This is a genomic window from Motiliproteus sp. (assembly GCF_965230735.1).
Taxonomy (GTDB): Bacteria; Pseudomonadota; Gammaproteobacteria; order Pseudomonadales; family Balneatricaceae; genus Motiliproteus.
On the sequence record NZ_OZ246016.1, the window covers coordinates 2,376,197 to 2,394,291 of the forward strand.

At 55.6% G+C, this 18,095-nt stretch carries 16 protein-coding genes; 10 read left to right on the forward strand and 6 right to left on the reverse strand.

Annotated elements, in window-relative coordinates:
* The first annotated feature begins 232 nt into the window (after positions 1–232).
* Positions 233–1,591 carry an MATE family efflux transporter gene (locus ACO05M_RS11085; RefSeq protein WP_421862527.1) on the forward strand — a complete coding sequence of 453 codons (1,359 nt, stop codon included), beginning with the start codon at positions 233–235 and terminating at the stop codon, positions 1,589–1,591.
* 53 nt (positions 1,592–1,644) lie between these two features.
* Here the strand turns inward: ACO05M_RS11085 and ACO05M_RS11090 are convergent, their stop codons facing one another.
* From ACO05M_RS11090 to ACO05M_RS11110, 5 genes are all read right to left on the reverse strand, one after another.
* Positions 1,645–2,358 carry a DUF599 domain-containing protein gene (locus tag ACO05M_RS11090; RefSeq protein WP_421862530.1) on the reverse strand — a complete coding sequence of 238 codons (714 nt, stop codon included), beginning with the start codon at positions 2,356–2,358 and terminating at the stop codon, positions 1,645–1,647.
* A 183-nt stretch (positions 2,359–2,541) separates the two neighbouring features.
* Positions 2,542–2,919, reverse strand: coding sequence for a RidA family protein (locus tag ACO05M_RS11095; protein ID WP_421862533.1), 378 nt, complete (start codon positions 2,917–2,919; stop codon positions 2,542–2,544).
* Positions 2,920–3,067: 148 nt separating this feature from the next.
* Positions 3,068–4,657 carry a BCCT family transporter gene (locus ACO05M_RS11100; protein WP_421862536.1) on the reverse strand — a complete coding sequence of 530 codons (1,590 nt, stop codon included), beginning with the start codon at positions 4,655–4,657 and terminating at the stop codon, positions 3,068–3,070.
* 130 nt (positions 4,658–4,787) lie between these two features.
* Positions 4,788–5,786: a dipeptidase gene (locus ACO05M_RS11105; RefSeq protein ID WP_421862538.1), complete on the reverse strand. Its 999-nt coding sequence runs from the start codon at positions 5,784–5,786 to the stop codon at positions 4,788–4,790.
* A 27-nt stretch (positions 5,787–5,813) separates the two neighbouring features.
* A complete protein-coding gene (locus ACO05M_RS11110) occupies positions 5,814–7,259 on the reverse strand; it encodes an aldehyde dehydrogenase family protein (RefSeq protein ID WP_421862541.1) in 1,446 nt (481 codons plus the stop codon).
* A gap of 106 nt (positions 7,260–7,365) precedes the next feature.
* On the opposite strand from ACO05M_RS11110, the gene ACO05M_RS11115 reads away from it, so the two are divergent.
* The 8 genes from ACO05M_RS11115 to ACO05M_RS11150 all read left to right on the forward strand — a co-directional run bounded on the left by ACO05M_RS11115 (position 7,366) and on the right by ACO05M_RS11150 (position 16,027).
* A complete protein-coding gene (locus ACO05M_RS11115; protein ID WP_421862544.1) occupies positions 7,366–8,280 on the forward strand; it encodes a LysR family transcriptional regulator in 915 nt (304 codons plus the stop codon).
* Positions 8,281–8,668: 388 nt separating this feature from the next.
* Complete coding sequence (locus tag ACO05M_RS11120; protein ID WP_421862548.1) at positions 8,669–9,205, forward strand: TetR/AcrR family transcriptional regulator; 537 nt, start codon at positions 8,669–8,671, stop codon at positions 9,203–9,205.
* A gap of 152 nt (positions 9,206–9,357) precedes the next feature.
* Positions 9,358–9,615, forward strand: coding sequence for a YjhX family toxin (locus ACO05M_RS11125; RefSeq protein WP_421862551.1), 258 nt, complete (start codon positions 9,358–9,360; stop codon positions 9,613–9,615).
* Positions 9,616–9,675: 60 nt separating this feature from the next.
* Positions 9,676–10,182 (forward strand): GNAT family N-acetyltransferase, encoded by a 507-nt coding sequence (locus ACO05M_RS11130; protein ID WP_421862554.1) that lies wholly within the window; start codon positions 9,676–9,678, stop codon positions 10,180–10,182.
* A 224-nt stretch (positions 10,183–10,406) separates the two neighbouring features.
* The gene (locus ACO05M_RS11135) at positions 10,407–11,588 is read left to right on the forward strand and encodes an aminotransferase class I/II-fold pyridoxal phosphate-dependent enzyme (protein ID WP_421862557.1); all 1,182 of its coding nucleotides are present in this window, start codon (positions 10,407–10,409) and stop codon (positions 11,586–11,588) included.
* 985 nt (positions 11,589–12,573) lie between these two features.
* Positions 12,574–14,295 carry a hypothetical protein gene (locus ACO05M_RS11140; RefSeq protein ID WP_421862560.1) on the forward strand — a complete coding sequence of 574 codons (1,722 nt, stop codon included), beginning with the start codon at positions 12,574–12,576 and terminating at the stop codon, positions 14,293–14,295.
* Positions 14,295–15,044, forward strand: a complete 750-nt coding sequence (locus ACO05M_RS11145) for a DUF3726 domain-containing protein (RefSeq protein ID WP_421862563.1) — start codon at positions 14,295–14,297, stop codon at positions 15,042–15,044. Before ACO05M_RS11140 ends, ACO05M_RS11145 begins: the two co-directional genes overlap by 1 nt.
* 248 nt (positions 15,045–15,292) lie before the next feature.
* On the forward strand, positions 15,293–16,027 hold the full coding sequence (locus ACO05M_RS11150; protein WP_421862565.1) for a sulfite exporter TauE/SafE family protein: 735 nt from the start codon (positions 15,293–15,295) through the stop codon (positions 16,025–16,027).
* A gap of 34 nt (positions 16,028–16,061) precedes the next feature.
* Here the strand turns inward: ACO05M_RS11150 and ACO05M_RS11155 are convergent, their stop codons facing one another.
* Positions 16,062–16,988: a bestrophin family protein gene (locus ACO05M_RS11155; protein WP_421862568.1), complete on the reverse strand. Its 927-nt coding sequence runs from the start codon at positions 16,986–16,988 to the stop codon at positions 16,062–16,064.
* A 227-nt stretch (positions 16,989–17,215) separates the two neighbouring features.
* On the opposite strand from ACO05M_RS11155, the gene ACO05M_RS11160 reads away from it, so the two are divergent.
* The gene (locus ACO05M_RS11160) at positions 17,216–18,001 is read left to right on the forward strand and encodes an IclR family transcriptional regulator (RefSeq protein WP_421862571.1); all 786 of its coding nucleotides are present in this window, start codon (positions 17,216–17,218) and stop codon (positions 17,999–18,001) included.
* Positions 18,002–18,095 lie beyond the last annotated feature (94 nt).

Here is an 18,095-nt window from a genome sequence, read left to right on the forward strand (position 1 = left end):
TTTCAGCGACTCTCGAAGCCTATCTCAGAGATAGACCAGGCTGCTGCCAGTGAACCAAACGCTTCTGAAAGCGAGTCGAGACCCACTCCTGTCGCGAGCGATTATCAAGGAAATGGAAAAACTGTTTGTCGGTTTGTAGGAATTATCAAGGCTGGCGTTATCCGTTAAGGTGGATCGTTTAAACCGCGCCGATAGACGGTTGTCAGTATTAACAATCCAAAGTAGGTAATCGATGGGGCAGGATCAGGGCTCGTTGGGCCGTCAGTTGTACCGTATGACCTGGCCGATGCTGATCGGCCTGCTGGCGATCATGAGCTGTCAGCTGGTTGATAGTGCCTTTATCGGCCAGCTGGGTGCCCAGCCGCTGGTGGTGGTCGGTTTCAGTATTCCGGTTTACCAGTTGATTATCGGTACTCAGGTGGGCCTCGGCATTGCCACCACGACCATTATCTCCACCGCGCTGGGAGCGGGGCAGACCGATTGGGCCAAACAGCTGGGTGCGATGGTGATCGGCACCGGGTTGGTGTTGATCCTGGCCCTTTGCTCGCTGCTTTGGGTCTTTCAGCAGCAGGTAGTGTCAACCCTCGGCGCCCAACCCGAACTGTTCCCGCTGCTCCGAGAATACTGGTTCCCCTGGCTGATCAGCACCTGGATGGGGGCGTTGCTGTACTTTGGCTACAGCATCTTTCGCGCCCACGGCGAAACCTGGTTGCCGGGAATGGTGATGGTGCTGACCAGCGTCGTCAACATGGTGCTCGATCCGATTCTGATCTTCGTGCTGAAGATGGGGATTGCGGGTGCCGCCTGGGCCACGGTGATCGCCTTCGGTATCGGTTGTTGGATTATCTTAAGCCGGATTCTGAGTCGAGGCCTGATCGTCTGGCCGGCAGGTGGCGGCATGATTCGTGACGGGCTGCACCGTCTGCTGGCCTTTATGGCACCGGCGATGATGAGCCAGTTTATGCCGCCGATTTCGGCAATGCTGGCCACCAGTATCGTGGCTTTTTACGGTGATTTTGCGATCGCCGCCTGGGGGCTGGGCACCCGAATCGAGCTGTTTAGCATCATCCTGGTCTTGTCGTTGACGATGTCGATGCCACCGATCATCGGTCGCCTGCGAGGTAATAACGAGCTGGATCAAATCCACCAGTTGGTTCGTATTGCGGTTCGCTTCGTGCTGGTTTCGCAACTGACGACGGCGCTGATAATCGCTCTCGTGTCCAATCCGGTCAGCGATCTGTTGACCACCGATGACAACATTGCCGCGGTGCTCAACCAGTATCTGTGGGTCGTACCGATCAGCTACAGTGCGCTGGGCGTCTGTATGATCATGGTTTCGGTCTGCAGTGCGCTGGGAACGCCGAACCTGGCGTTGCTCATCTCCGTGCTGCGTTTGCTGGTTTGCTATATCCCGGGGCTTTGGATCGGTTCGCAGATCGGCGGGCTGACAGGGCTGTTCTTTGGCGCCATGGCGGGCAACCTGCTGGCCGGTTTGGTGGGCTGGCAACTGTACCAACGCCGATTTAACCAGATGCGGGCACGGCTGCAATCGGAAAGTACGCCGATTGCCGACCGAGTACCGCTGTCCTAAGAGTAAGGTTGCAGGTTGTGATTGGTGTGGTTCTAGCGCACGCAATCGGACCTTCAGTCCGTTTTGCTGATCACCAGCTGGCGCAGTGTCGAGGACTTGAATTCCCGTCGGTACAGAACGAACACAACGCCCGCCGTTAACACCATAAACAGCCAGGAGTTAATGAACCAGCCCAGCACCGCCATGCTGAAATAGTAGGTGCGTAGTCCGAGGTTGAAGTTATGGGCCGCCATCGAGCTCATCGCCGCCAAGCGGTTGGTATGGGCATTAATTTCCTGTTCGCTGGGTTCATCCTGCGGGTTGGGCGCCGCACCCATCATCACCGAGGTAAACCCGTACTGGCGCAGACTCCAGGTGAATTTGAAGAACGCGTAGACGAACAGCCCGATCAACAGCAGCAACTTCAGCTCCCACTCACCCTTGGTGGCTTGAGTTGCCAGCGGAATGTCGCGGACGATATCGATCGCCTTTTCGGTTGAGCCCAGTACTGTCATCAGGCCCGCCAGGATCAGCATGGTCGACGAGGCAAAGAAAGACACGCTGCGCTCCAGATTAGCGATCACCGCCGTATCGGGAATCCGGTTATCCCGACTCAACAGATTGTTCATCCAGGCCAACCGATACTGGTGCATCAGGTGGGCCAGGCAGTAGCTGTTTCTTGCCTTCTTGTGGGTGTAGTTGTTGTAGCCCTTGAAACAGGCCAGGAACCAGGCGATGGCCAGCAGATTGGTCCAGTTGTCGGTGATGAAGTAGAGGAGCTGGTCCATAGGTAGGCAACAATCAAAGGTCAGCGAGAACAGCTGCCAATTGAAACACAATCAGCGTGCGCTACCCAACGACTTTGAGCTGCTGGCAGACTCTGCTGGGCGGTATCGTTGATTCGAATGAGAGGGCGGGCCTGATAACGGCAGACGGGGCTGCTCAGGCCCTGGGGGTGTCGGACGCGGGGTTTACTGAGGAACCGCCGCGTAGGCCACGATTTCACACAGCATCTCTTCGCGGGCCAGACCGGCGACGATCATCGCGGCGCGGTTCGGGTAGGGGGCTTCGAAGTAGTCGGCGTAGACCTTGTTGAAGATCGGCAGTTGATCACGGTCGGTGACGTAGATCAGCACCTGAGTGACGTCGGCCATGGTTAGTTCTGCGGCTTCGATGCAGTGCTTGAAGTTCTCCATGGTCTGGCGCGCCTGGGCTTCGATACCGCCTTCGACCACCTTACCTTCGGCATCGATCGGAATTTGCGCGGTGGAGAGCTGGCCGTTGGCGATAACGGCCCATTCCAGCGGAGCCTTGGAGGCAAAGAGTTCAGTTTTGACAGCTTTTTTCATAGTCAGGACCTGGCTAATTTTGATTAAAGAGTTTGTAAAAGAATGACTTAAAGAGTTAGTCAAAGAATGAAATTGGGAGAGAAGAAAAAGAGCGGCCATCCGACCGCTCTTTGAGGGTTAGGGTTACAGCTAGAAAGGGTGTCGAGCCTTAGCGTGACAGCGGTGACAGTCCCTGTTCTTTGGCCATCTTCAGCGCGATCCGCGGGGCGGTCCACAGTGACGGCAGCAGCACCAGCGAAACCGGGACCGCAGTGATCACGATAAAGGACTGCAGCGCCGAGATACCGCCGGAGCCGATCGAGATCAGCAGCGCGGCAACGATACCCATCATCGCGCCCCAGAAGACCCGGATGGCCGGCTTCGGGTGATCGGTACCGGTCATGACCATCGAGACGGCGTAGGTCATGGAGTCACCGGTAGTGGCCACGAAGATGGTGGTCAGGATCAGGAACAGCACCGAGATCAGGAAGCCCATCGGCAGTTGCTCGGTAATCGCCAACAGAGCCGCCGGCAGGTTGAAACCGGTGAACGGCTCGGAGATCACGCCCGGTGTGGCCAGTTCGAAGGCCAGGCCGCTACCGCCGACGATGGTGAACCAGAAGCAGGTGATGATCGGTGCGATCACGGAGATCAGCAGGACCATTTCACGGATGGTACGACCGCGGGAGATACGGGCCACGAACATCGCCATCAGCGGGCCATAACCCAGGAACCAGCCCCAGAAGAACACGGTCCACCAGTCCAACCAGCCCGGGCTGGCACGGAAGGTCGCCATCGGGATGAATTGATCCAGGTACAGACCAAAGCCGTGCAGGTAACCGTCGATAATGAACGCGGTCGGGCCGAACAGCAGGATAAAGGCCATCAGTGCCACGGCCATGATCACGTTGGCGCGGCTGAGGATCTGGATCCCCTTGGTCACACCGCTGACGGCAGACAGGGTGTACAGGGCGATCAGCCCCACTAGGATGCTGACCTGGGTGGCGTAGGTGTTGGGGATACCGAACAGTTTTTCCAGACCGAAGCTGACCTGCAGACCGAGGAAACCGATCGGGCCGACGGTACCGGCGACCACGGCCAACACGCAGCTGGCATCCACCAGGGTACCCAGCGGGCCGGTCATCACACGGTCACCGAATACCGGGTAGAGCAGGGTGCGCGGCTTGAGCGGCAGACCTTTCTCGTAATGCAGGTACATGAACACGATGCCGGTCAGGCTGCCGAGGATCGCCCAGGCCAGGAAACCCCAGTGCATGAAGCTCTGCGCCAGCGCGTTATAGGCGGCTTGTGCAGTACCCGTTTCACTGCCCGGCATGCCGCTGAACAGCGGTGGTGGTGAGGTGAAGTGGGCCATCGGCTCGGCCGCGGCCCAGAACACGCCACCACCGGCCAGCAGGGTACACATGATGATCGAGATCCACTTGAAGGTGGAGATCTCGGGCATCTTCAGCCCGCCCAGTACCACGGCACCGGTATGGCTGACGGCCAACAGGATGCCGATGATAAAGGTCAACAGCAGCAGCACCTGCCAGTAGGCGCCAAAGACTTTGGTGGAGGCGGCAAAGCCGGTGTTAACCCAGCTGGACACCATGTCGATGTCGTAGAGGGCGAAGACGGCGAACAGTACGAGTACGCCGCCGCTGATCAGAAATACCGGGAGGTCGACGCCCCCCAGCCAACTGTTCTTGGGCATGGTGGCCTCGCCTGCGGGCATGGCGGTTTGGGTTGAGTTACTCATTATAGTCTCCTGATGGATCTTAATTTTTATAGGTTTATCAGGGCATTACTTTGATGGCGCGGGGCCGGATCGGTCCGCGCTATCGGGGTTGGGTAGAACGAGCAGTTCGGGTCGATTTAGCCGGGTAGAGCTAGCCGGGTTTCAACCCATCGTCGAGGAAGTTGAGCCAGTTCATTCCCATCACCTTGGCCACATCCTCGGGGCTGAATCCCCGCGTCAGCAGACCGTTGGTGATGTTGGGAAAGTCCCGACTGTCACGGAACCAGGACAGCGGACGGGGCCAGTCGGCATTGCTCTTGGAGCCTTCGCCGTAGTCCATCTCCTTGGACCAGCGACCGTTTCGCATCCACTCCAGTACTGACAGCGGTTGTTCCTGACACAGGTCGGTGCCGATGCCGATCCGGTCGATTCCCATCAGATCGGCGGTGCTGGCGACCATGTCGCAGAAATCATCCAGGGTGCAGTCTGGGCCGTTCTTGAGATGGAACGGATACAGGCTGAAACCCAGCAAACCACCGGATTCACCCAGCGCCTTCAGGACCTTGTCGGACTTGTTGCGCTTGGCTTCGTGGAAACTCAGCGGGTTGGCGTGGGAGATCACGATCGGACGCTCGGAGATTTCGATCGCCTCCAGGGTGCTGCGCTCGCCGCTGTGGCTCATGTCCACCACCATGCCGACCCGGTTCATCTCCTTGATCGCCTGGCGACCGAAGCGGGTGACGCCGCTGTCTTCGGCTTCGTAGCAGCCGCAGGCCAGCAGGCTCTGGTTGTTGTAGGTCAGTTGCATGATCATCAGGTTCAGCTCGCGCATCACCTCGACCATGCCGATGTCGTCTTCGATCGGGGAGCAGTTCTGCGCCCCGAATAGGATGCCGACCTTGCCGAGCCGCTTGGCGACTCGGATATCGTCGGCACTCTTGACCGGCATGATCAGATTGCCGTGTTGCTCGAAGTGGCGGTTCCACTCAGCGATCCGCATCAGCGTTTCACGGATCTGCTCGTGGTACACGATGGTCGCGTGGACCATCGTGACGCCGCCTTGGCGCAGCTGTTCGAAGATCGAACGGTTCCAGTTGGAGTACTGGAGTCCGTCGATCACGATCATTTCATTGTGCAGTTCGTTATGCATGGCAATACCTCCAGGCACTGATCCGAATCAGGCGCTGATGTAGGTTGTCTTCACAACGGTGTAAAACTCTTTGGCATAGGTTCCCTGTTCACGTGGGCCAAAGCTGGAATCCTTACGGCCGCCGAACGGGACGTGGTAGTCGGTACCCGCAGTCGGCAGGTTGACCATCACGCAGCCGGTCTTGGCGTTGCGCTTGAAGTCGGAGGCGTATTTCAGCGACTGGGTGCAGATACCGCCGGTCAGACCGAAGTTGGTATCGTTCAGGGTCGCCAGGGCCTCGTCGTAGTCTTTCACCTTGATCACACAGGCGATCGGGGCGAAGGCCTCTTCGCGGTTGATGGTCATGGCGTTGGTAGTCTCGGTGAACAGCGCCGGCTGCAGGTAGTAGCCTTCCTTCTCTTCGCTCAATACTTCACCGCCGTAGACCAGCTTGCCGCCTTCTTTCTTGGCCAGCTCCAGGTACTCCAGGTTCTGTTCCATCTGGCGGGCATCGGCGACCGCGCCGATATGGACGCCTTCCTTGAGCGGGTGACCCACCACCAGCTTCTTCATCCGTTCAACCATCGCGTCGACGAAGCGATCGTGGATCCCTTCGGTGACGATCAGGCGGGAAGAGGCGGTGCATTTCTGACCGGTACCGCCGTAGGCGCCGCCGACGGCACACTCAACGGCATTGGCCAGATCGGCGTCATCCAGTACCACCAGGGCGTTCTTGCTACCCATCTCCAGCTGGCATTTGACCAGGTTGACGGCGGTCGCGGCGGCCACCTTGCGACCGGTCTCCAGCGAGCCGGTGAAGGTCAGGGCGTTGATGCCACGGGAGTTGATCAGCACGTCGCCAACCTGCGAGCCCGGGCCCATGACCAGGTTGAAAGTACCGGCCGGCAGACCCTGACGGGAGATGATCTCGGTCAGCGCCCAGGCAGAGGCCGGGACCTGGTTGGCCGGTTTCCAGACGATGGCGTTACCGAACGCCAGCGCCGGGGCAATCTTCCAGGCACCGGTGGCGGTGGGGAAGTTCCAGGGTGTGATGATGCCGACAACACCGACCGGTTCACGGCGGGTCTCGATCTCGATGCCGGGACGGACGGAATCGGCGGTTTCGCCCATCTGACGCAGCACTTCGGCAGCGTAGTAATGGAAGAACTGACCGGAGCGGTAGGTCTCACCGACACCCTCGGCCAGGGTCTTGCCCTCTTCACGGGCCAGGATTTCACCCAGCTCGTCCTTGCGCTCGATCAGCTCGTCGCCGATCGCCATCAATACGGAGTAACGTTGTTCCAGACCGCTCTTGGCCCACTCGACTTGGCCGGCGGCTGCGGCGGCGATAGCGGCTTCGGTTTGGGCGCTATCGGCTTGGGAGTAATGGCCGATGACATCGCTGGTATCCGCGGGGCTAACGTTGGCGACGCTCCCGTTATTGCCTTCGACCCACTCGCCGGCGATGAAATTACGAAAAACAGAATCAGACATAGTGACCTCCCGATTAGTGATGGATCCATCATAGGAGTCGTGCTGTAATAATAAAAATTGATAATATCTATTCGCCGATAAGGTTTACTTACCAGGAGCCGGTAACATGTTGCCCGAATTCAAGATTGCTCAACTTCGCCACTTTGTTTGGGTCGCCGAGCTGAAGGGGTTTCATGCGGCGGCCGAGAAGGCCCACCGTTCGCAGCCGGCGATCTCGCTGTCGATTAAGGATCTGGAAGGCAAACTGGGGGAGGCGCTGTTTGAAAAGCTGAACCAGAAAACCACCCGGGCCGAGCTGACCCCCTTTGGCCAACAGTTTCTGCTCCAGGCCAAGGAGCTGATCGCCCATCACGATCGTGTCGTCGAGGATATGGTGCTGCTGGCGGAGAATAAGACCGGCCATCTGCGCTTGGCCTCGGTGCCGTCGATCGCCAGTCGGGTGCTGCCGGCGCTGTTGTCGGAGTTTGTCGGCGAAACCCCGGACCTGCATGTCAGCTTCTTCGACGACAACTCCAACGCGGTGCTGAAAATGGTCGAGGAGCAGAAGGTCGATTTCGGCATCGCCCACCTGTTCCATGAGCAGGAGCACACCGACAAAACCTTTATCCCGATCTGGGAGGATCGGATCGGCGTGGTCTGCCCCAACGACCACCCGCTGGCCGACAGTACCGAACTTCACTGGAAGGAGTTGCGAAAGCACCGCTTAATCGGCAACGGCACCTCACGGCTGCTGGAAGACAGCGAAGCCCGACCGCTGCTGGGCGCCTCCCAGTTTTATATCTCCAACATGATCTCCTTGATCGCGATGCTGGAGGCGGGCTTCGGTGTCACCACATTACCCTGGTACGCCTTCCCGCAAGAGAGCAAGACGCTGAAGTTTATTCCGCTGAAAACGCCGACGGTAATACGAAGAATCGGAATCGTAACCCTCAATAGCCGGTCGCTGACCCCACCGGCCAAAGCGCTAGTGGACTTTATTCTTGCCAGAAGCCAGCAGGATGATCAGTCGCAGCAGGATTGATCGGGCCTGATAGATCTCGGTATTGGCTGGCTAGTTTGGTTGGATAGCTACGAGAATAACGGATGCTTAGCGAGTTTTATCTGAGCGGCAGATTTCGCACCAAAGCGGGCGTCCAAGAAACCAGCGTAGGGGTCTACTTCTGGCCCCATACCGGCCTGTTAGAACTTGCTGATATTCATTTGCAGGCACGGCAGGCGGAAATCCAAAAGCGGACACTTTTCTACACCGGCCTTATGCCTGTAACGGGAACTTTTCGGACATCAGCATAAATCTATACATCATTTAGCTCGAGTGCATAGTCTTGACTTATGTCTAGTGGAGATATTAGTATGAGTACCGACTGACCGGCCGGTCAGTCTATCAGCCGGTTGTAGAGTTATAAGAATTGATGAATAAGAAAGAACTGATCTTGGATGTTGCTATTGATCTTTTTGCAAAGGAAGGTTTTGAAAAAACTCCTGTATCTGCAATCTGCGAAAGAGCTGGTGTATCTAAAGGGTTAGTATTTCATCATTTCAAAAATAAAAATGTTTTGCTCAGAGCTATCTTCATTCGCACAACGGAGATGATAGGTAACATTGGGAAGCCTCACGAAAAGGTCAGAGATCCTAAAGAAAGGCTGGCGGCTTTGATTGAAGCGATTCTTAGCTCAATGAGTGAGCACCGAAAGCTATATAAATTCAATCTTAATGTGATGCTTCAACCTGCTACAAGAGAGATTTTGAGCGACCTCATTAATGAAAGAAACTCTATGCTTTTTGATACAACTGACGATATTTTCAAAAGAATATCTGAAGACAACAGTAAAACTTTAACTCATGTATTTGTTTCGGAAATAAATGGTATCGCTCTGAACTACCTATATTTTTATGATGACTTCCCCCTTGAAGAAATCAGAAAACAACTGATAAACAAATACAAATAGCATTACATTGAACACGAGGGACCAGCTTTTTTGAGCGTTAAGTAGCAAGTATCCCACCCAATCACTGACCGAACCGGCCAGTAACCTAAAACCACCTTAAGTGTCTCACTTAAGGTGCTTGCATGCGCAATACAAAAAGTTGAGGTATTCACGTGAATATATCAAAGCAAGAACAGCGTGTTCTTCATGTCCTCGCACTTGGTGGTTTGATTCGCTACCAGCGTAAAGAGAGTGGAAAAGTTCAAGACGCCACTTGTTATACAAGAGAAGGTCACATTCTTGCGAGCTTAACAATTGACACTTTCCGTCGCTTAAAAATAAAGAAGCTGATTAGCTCGAAAAATGGGCAGCCTTATCGCATTACCAAGCTAGGAGCTAATTCGGTCCAATCTCAGATGATGCAGAGATAGCGCTCTGTATTACTTAATGCGATTTTAATTACTCTACCTTTTCGACAAGGAGTACTAATAATGATGACACCTTATCAAATACAATATGAAGCCTTCTCAAAAGCTGGAGGTCTCTATGACGATAGACACGCAAAACTATATGGAGACTTAGCTAACGCTTTAATTGAAGATGGCAGCTTTTCGATTATATATGAAGGCGTCGCTCACGCTTGCTATACTCCGATTACAATTGATGCTGCTCCGCACTTAAAATGCTACGTATTAGCCCCGCTGGCTGTATTACCTGAATTCCAAGGAAAAGGGTACGCTACTAGGCTTATGGATGAAGCAGAAAAACAGTTAGATGCGGATGTTATCTTTGTTATGGGTGAGCCCCATCACTATGCTAATCGTTATAACACTCCTCACAAAGTTCTACCTCCAGTGAGGACTCAGGCTCCACTTGAATGCTGGTTTGCTCGTGAGCTGACGAAAGGCGCTTTAGACGGGGTAGGAGAGTCTTCTTCCAGTATATCGGGCCCTTACTCAGCTCCTTTAATGTGGGGGCACCCAAGCGAGCAAGTATAGTCCTGAACGTTGTAGCTTCTTTCTTCGTGAAGGGAGTTACAACCAGCTTTCCTAAGACTGTGTAGATTATCAATCACTGCACATGTCTGCCATGTCGCAGGATCTGCCAATCACAACGCTGAATCGCATAGCTGCCCCTGGCACCTCTCGTGCAAGTCTTTATGACCTGCTGCGGGAAGCTCGTCACCGTTGACCTTAAACTATTGAGCAGGAGTGAACCTGATATGGCAACTTCACGAAAACCAATGCGGGATTTCGGGTTAGAGGTGTTTTTTTCTCGCTGGGAATTCAAGGCGAGGCACCACATGACGGCTTCAGACCTTGAGAGCATGAAGTTGTCGGAGCTTCTGGCCATGGCATCAGAAGAAGATCGCGAGGGCTTTGAACAACTGTGGCTTGGGTATACCGAAACCTGGGGAGCTCCTGACCTTAGGTTTGAGATCGCAAAAACCTATGAGGCCTTGGAAGAGGAAAATATTCTCTGTCTGGCTGGTGCGGGAGAGGGAATATATGTCGTCTCTAAGTGTCTACTCACGTCAGATGATCATGTCATAGTACCCACACCCAACTATCAGAGCGCAGAAACTGTGCCGTTGTCGGTTTGCGATGTGACTGGTGTGCCACTGTTGATTAGAGAAGGAGGTACGGATCACCCTGAATGGCGGCTTGATCTGGATGCTATCAAGGCCGCTATACGACCCAATACCAAGTTGATATCGCTAAATTTTCCTCACAACCCTACCGGGCTTCTGCTAAGCACAAACGAATTGAAGGAACTGATTGAGCTGTGTCGTGAGCATGGGATCTACATTTTCTCCGATGAAGTGTATCGGGGGGTGGAGCTAGATATTGAACAACAGATGCCGCAGATTGCGGACGTTTATGAGAAGGGTATCTCCCTGAATGTCCTCTCCAAAGCCTATGGGCTACCGGGCCTTCGAATCGGCTGGATTGCGTCACAAGATAAAGCGGTGCTGCAGAAAGTGGAGCGATACAAACACTTTTTGTCCATTTGCAACTCGGCTCCATCCGAAGTACTGGGGATCATTGCGTTAAAAAATCGTGACAGGATACTCGCAAGAAACCGAAGCTTAATGCAGGAAAACGTCTTGCAACTTGAACAGCTCTTAGAAGATTTCACGGGACTGGTTGAATGGCAAAGGCCGCAAGGTGGCTGCGTGGCTTTCCCTCGTTTTATTGGTCCCGGAGGTGTGGAAGCCTTCTGTAAGTCGTTGCTTGAAGACAGCGGTGTGCTTTTGTTGCCAGCGTCTATATATGCATCAGAGCTGAGCGAGGTGCCACAAGATCGTTTTCGGATTGGATTCGGGCGAGACTCGGTATTCAAGCAGGGATTGGCCGCGATGCGTGAGCATCTAGAGGTTTATTTTCCTGAGTATTCAAAATAGGACCTGCTACGGTGCGGATCATTCCTTAGCAAGAGATCGAAGCTGATGTTTCGTTTTGTGATCTCTTGGCAGGCAAGAGATCGGCTGAGGGCTTTGAATCCTCGAAACTCACCTTGGTTGATTTGACCAGCATGGGTGCGCAGGATCACGCAATCTCAAGTCTGGTGGTTGATAAACTGTTCTGAGGAAAGGGGTTGCTGTCCTGGGTACGTCTTTTTACAGATTGCTGTAGCTCTGTAGGGCGAAGCGAAAGACGGGCTCGTTGAAGCCTTGTCCTGCTGAATATTGAGGGTCCTGTCGTCATTAGTGATGACAGCTGTGTCGCAGCTGGAATCATTCCAACGGGTGCTACAAGCTGTCCGCTTTGAGGAATCAGAAATGCGTGATCTGAATGAATATTAGGGGCGTCTAACAGGCTGCTTAGTTCGCATTGCAGAAGGTTTAGTGATGGCTCCACGATGTCTGCTATCGTGCCGATAGCTGCCTCCGCAATCGATGTCCGTTTCTGCCCGATGCGCGTCATGCTGGCAGAGTGGTCTCCAGCGTATCAGGAACCTCAGTCAATCCAGCTCGAGTCTGAACCTGGTCTATCTGATCCCCTCACTGATATCCAATCAACTGCCAATCTAGATCGGTAGTTGGTCATGCCGCCTCAAGCCATAGCATGCTGTCAGTCATTAAATCATTGCTTCCGCTAAGGAAAAATAATTACAAAACATCATTCGATAAGTTTCAATTATCGAACGATTTATCCTTTTGATTTGAGTGGAATTAGTTTTCCGGTCAACAATGAGGCACACAACACAAGCAAAACGCGTCTGGTGTACAACATCGGAATCGCCGTTTAGCAGTCGATCGATGCAACTCATGTTGCTCGATGGTTTCTAACCAGGCGATGGCTGTCGTGAAGCGATAGCGGCCCGAAACCGATGCTGAAATTCGCAAGCTTATCCATACTGATGTGTAGCTTAAGAGGATAACAATAATGACGACTACCACCGCCATCCAAGCCTCCATGCGGGGTGAGCATGCGCTGCCGTTAAGGCCGCCGAGTCAAGTTATGGATCTGGAGCGGCTGGGAGCGATGCACCAGAGTCGCTTGAGCTTTATGCGCACCTTGATCCGCCGGATTATGCGCGAGCGTTGGGCCATCGAGCCGGTTAAATTTGAGCTCGATGCTGATGGCTACGGTACCGTGATCTACGAGGTCCAGGCCCCCAACGGCTTGTATAGCTTTGTGCTGTTCTCCGACTACCTGTCTCCGGAAGAGCGTAACGACCGGGTTATCGCCACCAAGTGGGACCTGACGATGGCGCTGGTTGAGGGACGTGTCGAGGCCGACTATCTGGAGCAGCTGCGTCAGAATGTGCCCAAGCAGGAAGCCGGGCGGGTCGATGCCCGGGTTTTCGTGCTGTCGCGGGCCAACCGCAGTGCGCGTAACTTCGATTACGTGGTGGAGCAACTGGCCAACGGCCAGCAGCCGGATATCGAGCGGATCAAGAATGTCGGTTACCTCTACCGCACCACCGCGGTCTACGGCAGCGGTAAGCTGGGCATGGCCGATTGGGAAAAGGTGCGCGAAAAGCACCAAGACTTTGCCCGCCCGTTTGCCGGTGAGATGTTCGTCTGCCTGATGCTGCGTAACTTCAGCCTGCTGCAGGCCGAGCACATTGCCCGCCACAAATCCCCGCAGCGCTTCCAGCCGATGCAGGACGACATCAAGCGCTACTTCGGTATCGGTAACTCGACCGGCCTGGGGATGGCGCCCTATCTGGTCAACCATCCGTTATTGATCAACCAATGGGTTGAGATGCGTGAACTGGCGCTGGCCCGTATCCGTGCGCTGGGTTGCGTCAACAGCCGGGTACAACAGGAGCTGAGCAGCCTGATCGAGCGCTGCGCCCAACATACCCGCGACACCGTCACCGAAGACGACTGGCAGACCGACAACAACCGCTTGGTGCTGGAGGATCTGGCCGCGCTGCAGCAGCACACGGCTGCAGGTTTCGACAACTGGGATGCGCTGCTGGGATGGAGCGAAGCCAACTGCTCGCTGCAGGGGCAGGAGATGCTGGTGTCGATCGCGATGGAGATCTACCCGGAGCTGGTGGATGAGCTGGAAGACTTCCACGCCGCCGAAGAGAACCTGGATCTCGATCCGCTGATGCCGCTGCAAGAGCTCAAGCAGATTATCGAGACCCGCTACGCCTGGGCTCTGGAGATCGACTTCACGGCCGAGGGTGCCCGCGAGACCTGCTGGTACCGTTCCGAAGAGAAGATGGAACCCCGTCTGGGCAGCGTTGCCGATGCCGAAGCCAAGCAGAAGCAGATGGCGCTGGGGGTCGGTTACGCGGTCAGCAAGTGCTACGAGCAACTGTGCAGCTATATCGCCGAGCACCCCGAACACACCACCGCCCGTTTTATGGTGGCGCGACCGAAAATGCGTGGCATCGTGCGTCGGATTCAGAGCATGAGTCGCTGCGTCTACGGCGATATCCAGGCCAACCTGCTGGATCGTAATATCCTGCCGATGCACCTGTTGCGCTGCAAACTGGCGTTCTTCGGGGTGGGTAAGTTTGATCCCCGCTCGCGGCTTTGGGTCCGCAACACCATGTTCCAGGGCGCACCGCTGCTGGAAGATATCGGTAAGCCGTTTAACGATGACTGGTTTATGCCCTTAGCGCCTCTTCAATCGGGACAGCACTAATGAATATCTCCATGAATGAACTGAAGGCGGCGCTGCGGCGCTGCTTTGAAGCCTCGCAGTACTTTGTCGGTAACTACGAAGATGCGGCCAACATGATTCTGTGGCTGGAAAAACACGGCCTGAATGGGTTGGGCGAGCTCAAACGCGGCTTGCCCTATATCGATGAGGATCGTGAAAAAGAACTCAGTAGTGTGATCTACGAAGACAGCACCTCGGCTATCATCGATAGCCACGGTCGCAGCGCGTTGAACTGCATCGCCGCGTCGGTCGATCTGGCTCACGCCAAGGCGCTGGAAAACGGGATTGCGACGGTGACCGTGCATAACTGCCATAACCGCAAGTTTATCCTCAAGGCGCTGACCGACCGCGGCCGTTGTGGCATCAGCGTCGCCGCTTACTGGCAGAATGGCAGTGGGCCGGTGACCGAGCATGCGGCGGCGATCAAGGCCGGCGAGCGCTATCCCAGCTACAGCGAAGCCACCACCGATCTTCCGGCCAGCACCGACGACAAGCAGGCGCTGACGATCATCTGTAGCTCGCGGGTGGATCTGGCGGTGTCGCTGCAGGCGTCCCAGGGCAACCGTAACGCACGCCATATCAGTGCCGAGCAGGTCGAAAAGAACAAACAGCAGAGTGTCGAGTCCGGCATCGAAATCGCCCCGGATCTGTGGGACGAGATCAACCGTATCGGCGCCGGTGTGCTGGTCGAAAACAGCGAACTGTCGCGTCAGGGTGCAGGGGGCCGCTAACTGCCCGAAGCTAAACGCTTGAAGCCATAGTCGCTGTTGCCCAAGTCGATCTTTCTATTGCTGCTGTCAGTGATCGGAAAGGTCGACTTTTTTGTGTCTGCGGTGCAGACAGGCGTCCTTATCTTTGGGACTGCCGTGATGCATGATGCACGATGCGTTATGAGAGACCGGCGAGCCTGAATCGCTGGCGATGAAATCAGCCCCTGGAAGAGAGACAGAGAGACGGTTACTTGGATATAGCATCCCTGATGAGCTATAGCGCAGCCGATCTGCTGGCCATCGCGATCGTGACGGTTGGCATTATGTTGCAGGCCTGGGGTGGACTAGGGTTCGGCTTGCTGGCTGCGCCGCTGCTGTACCTGATCGACCCCGCCTACGTGCCCGGGCCGATTCTGATTCTGGGGTTTTCACTGTCGGTGTTGCTGGTGATCCGAGAGCGCAGCCAGTTGCGCTGGCTAGGAATCCTGCCGGCGGCCCTGGCGCGGATTCCCGGCTCCTGGTTCGGTGCCCTGTTGCTGGTTTCCATTCCCGCCTACAGCCTCAGTCTGCTGTTCGGTGTCACGCTGCTACTGGCGGTGCTGCTGAGCTGGCGTACGTATCGGGTCAGCAAAACGCCGCTTAGCCTGATGATCGGCGGCTTCTTCTCCGGGTTGATCGGCACCGCCACCTCGGTCGGCGGCCCACCCATCGCGTTGGTCTATCAGGAACAGAACCGGATCGTTGCCCGCAATGAATTGGCGGCCTTCTTTCTGATCGGAACACCGGCTTCGATCTTGATGCTGGCGCTGGAGGGGCAGGTTGATTGGCTCAGTCTGGAGTTGAGTCTGAAGGTGTTCCCCGGGGTGCTATTGGGGTTTTGGTTGGCCAACCGGCTGGACGGCCGGGTCCAGGCCAATTCGGCCAAGCCGTTGATCCTGGCGGTTTGTTCCGCCTCGGCGCTGATGGTGCTGTACAAAGGCGTGCAGGGTTGGCTCGGCGCCTAACCGCAGCTGTCCGTCCGGTGATGATTCGCGCGAATTATTGAAGGCAATGGCCGGTCGGTTTCAACGCCGGTGGTAACTCGGTCTCGCCGATCGCTTCCAGCAGGTTGATCTCCAGCGTGCGAGACATGGCGCTCAACGGCAGGTCGTTGGACGATAGACCAAAAGGCTCCTCCAACTCTTCACTCAGCGCATCCAGCCCGAAAAAGGTGTACGCGACGATGGCGCACAGCAGCGGGGTGAAGGCCCCCAGCGCGCTGACCACGCCGAAGGGCAGCAGCAGGCAGTAGATATAGGCGGTTCGATGAACCAGCAGCATGTAGGCGAACGGCAGCGGGGTGTTTTGGATCCGCTCGCAGGCGGCCAGTACCCCGGCCATCGAGGTGATCCGTTCATCAAAGTTCTGGATCAGGATATCCGACAGCAGCCCCTGGCGACGGCACCGCCCCAGCTCTTGTCCAAGCAGTTGCAGCAGGCAGTCGGGCAGGTTTTGGGAGCGTTGTAACCTTTCGTGATCCTCGGCCTGGAGATAGGGTTCGATCTCGCTCCAACCATTTGTCTGACGGAGCTGGTGTCGCAGCGCATGGGTGAAGGCGATGGTCAGGTGTACCAGTCGTTTTTTCGCCTCTGCGGCTCCCTCGACCTCATCATCGAGAAAAGCGTTGGCCTGGCGCGCCAGACTGCGGCCATCGACCAGCAGCTGCCCCCACTGTTTGCGTGCTTCCCACCAGCGCTCGTAGCAGGCGTTATTGCGAAACCCCAGAAACAACGACAGAGCCACACCCAACACGGTAAACGCGAACGGCGAATAGTCGGGCAGCAGCGGGGGGAGGTAGTGCTGGGCAATGGCAACACCGGCGCCCAGCAACGCGACAAACAGAATCTGCGGCAGAATCTTCGGTACGATCGAACCGCGGAGGGTGAAGAACAGCCGAAAGGCATTGGGTTTATCGCGGACAACCATAGGAGACTCTGGGATTAGCGAAATTAAGGCAAGGGTAGAGAAGGTAACAGAGCTATCGGCGGCTGCAAGCAATTTTCGGGGTACGGCTAACGGGCTATTTAATGCGGGGTTCGCGAGTGATTTCCCCGGTATCTTTGTTGGGCTATTTGCTTACCAGGCGTTGAGAGTTAACAAGTGATTCTCGATAATAGAACGTTGTGTCTCAGTAAACGTAGTTGGAATTCATTATGTCGTCTCAGCGTAGTGGTCGCGGCCCTTCGATCTCTCGGGTTATGGAAATCATCGAAGCGATATCGGCAGCTGAACAACCGATGTCACCGGCAGATCTGTCTTTTATGTTGGGGATCCCAAAGGCCAGCCTGCATCGCTTGATTCAACAGCTCGAGGACGACGGCTATCTGCAGATGAACATGCGCGGCAAGGTGGTGCCCGGGCAACGCTTGTACCGGGTGTCGCTGGGGGTGTTGCATACCAGTCGCTATCACCTGCAGCGTCAGGCAATCTTGCAGCGCCTGGGTCGAGAATTGGACGAAGCCTGCGGTATCGCGATTCCCGACGGGACCGAGATGGTCTACTACGACCGGGTTGAATCCAGCTGGCCGTTGCAGTTCAACCTCAAGACTGGCAGCCGGGTGCCGCTGTGGTGCACCTCCAGCGGAAAACTCTATCTGAGCTTCTTGCCTAAGAATATGCGCCATCGGGTGATCAACAGCCTGGCGCTGGACCGGCTTTCCCGCGCGACCATTACCGATCCGGATACGCTGGAAGAGTCGCTGCTGAAGATTCGTGACGAAGAAATGGGCATCGATAATGAGGAGTATATCGACGGTATGGTGGGCTGCTCGGTGCCGATCAAGAACTCTGAAGGGCACTTTATCGCCAGCCTCTACACTCATGTTCCGGTGGTCAGAAAGAGCCTGGAGGAACTGAAGGCGTTCGAGCCGCAGTTGCGTCAGGCCGCCGCCGATATCAGTGACCTGGTCAACTCGCCGGTGATCGAAAGCGGCGAGTAGGGCCGCACTTAACACCGAGTTTTATTAGAAACCCCTTGAATTTCGCCCTGGTTAGCAGACATAAAAAACCCGGTTCATCACTGAACCGGGTTTC